This window comes from Mesorhizobium ciceri WSM4083 (assembly GCF_000519305.1).
GTDB lineage: Bacteria > Pseudomonadota > Alphaproteobacteria > Rhizobiales > Rhizobiaceae > Mesorhizobium > Mesorhizobium ciceri_B.
Genome location: NZ_JAFG01000041.1, coordinates 1 through 1730 on the forward strand (window position 1 = coordinate 1; position 1730 = coordinate 1730).

Below are 1730 nucleotides of genomic sequence, written 5' to 3' on the forward strand. Positions count from 1 at the left end.
GCGCCTCAGTGTGGCCCTGCGATCTCCAGGATCGGCGGCTCCTTGTTCAAGGGGCCAAACAGCAACGCGTCCGCCTGTTCGCTGCGCCAGACCTTTAGCCGGCGCTGAAGCGTTCGAAGCAGTTTGTCCGGGTAATCGCCGGGATACTCGGCCTGGAGTCGTGACAGAAGTTCGCTGCCGGTTCGCCATGGTTCGGCTTCGAACCATTTTCGTAAGTCGGCAGTCGCCTTGACGAGAGGGTCAGGACGCCGCCGCCCCCTTTTGGCTTTCACAATCGGGCGATCCGTCGGCCGGATAGCTCCGTCCTTCCAAGCAGTCCGCAAACTCGCCAGGAAAAGGTCGATTGGCTGAGCTGTTCCGTCAGGGCGCATGGCCGGCGGAGTATCGGCAAGCGCAGCGAGTCGCTCCTGCACGGCGCGGATATCGCGCAATAGCAGGACAGGATCGAGCCCGGCGTAGATTTCCTGCAGACGGGAGCGGACTGCATCTGAGGTGCGATGGTCGGCAACCAGACGCTGATGCGGCGTAGCTGGCGGACTATACGTCTTGCGCACGCGCGCGCCGTCGCGCTGCTTCGCGATTAACTTGAACGATGGCTGAAAGAAGTTCACGAACAGCCGCGCTGACCGGTAGAGCTTCGCTAACAGCGTGGCGGCCTCCAGCCCCTCGAACCGACGATATCCGACCATCCTGCGCACCACGGCGCCATTCTTCTGCTCGACAAAGGCCTGGTCGTTCTTGCGGTAGGGACGGCAGCGCGTGAAGACGATGTTGGCGGCATCACAGTAGGACTTCAGCGTCTCGTTCATGAAGACGGTGTCGTTGTCCGTATCCAGGCCGAGAAGCGCGAAGGGCAGTTGCTTGCGCAATTCTGTGAGCACCGTGCTCAACAGCGTCTGTTCACGAACCAGCAGCGGCGCACATTCCGTCCAGCCTGTCGCGATGTCGGTGAGTACGAGGGTTTGGATGAAGCTGCCGCGAGCAGAAGGGCCGCTATGGGCGACGAGATCCGCCTCAACGAAACCTGGCGCCGGGTCGTCCCAATCCGCCGACGTTCTAATGGGAATGCTCCGTCGCAGGGCGTGTGCCGCGGGCCGTCGTCGAGGACGCCCCAGACCTTCTCGGATCGGTCCCAGCGTCCTGTCGATCGTGGCCGCGCTCATCGCCAGCAATTTGCCCCGGATTTCGGGCGCGAGATCAAAATGACCGTGCCGTTCCATCGCTTCGACAAGGACAGGCAGCAACGCCTTCAGCCGCTTGCCGCAGACCCGGTCAGACGCCTCCCACAGCAATATGAGCGCGTTGCGTTCCGCTTCGTCATAAACCCGCGGCCGCGCTCGCCGACCTGTAGGCGCTCTCTCGTGGCGCCGCAGCAGCCGCATCGCGTGCTTGCGGTGAAAGCCCGTGATGACGACGAACTCATCCAGAATTCTCGCCTTCTCCGCTCGCGTCGAAGCACGATAGCGCTCTGAAACCGCCGTCGTCAGTTCTTTCCTTGTCGCCATGCTCAGCCTTCCCATAGTCGCCCCTGCTCTTACCCCTCGGTAGGGAGCAACTTATTTGAGGCAACGGTTGAACATTCAGGAACATTTTCGACGAGGCAATGCGGCTTCTCTCCCAGATTGTCGCGCTACACCGACTGGCAGGTGCTTATACCCGACGCCCACGAGGGCTACATTTCCTGGGCCGAGTACGAGCGCAATCAGACCACCCTGGAACAGAACGCCACC

At 61.8% G+C, this 1730-nt stretch carries 1 protein-coding gene; it reads right to left on the reverse strand.

Features of this window, described 5'->3' with window-relative positions; all coding sequences use genetic code 11:
- Positions 1-5: 5 nt before the first annotated feature.
- On the reverse strand, positions 6-1520 hold the full coding sequence (locus MESCI2_RS0125690; RefSeq protein WP_027038981.1) for an integrase: 1515 nt from the start codon (positions 1518-1520) through the stop codon (positions 6-8).
- Positions 1521-1730 lie beyond the last annotated feature (210 nt).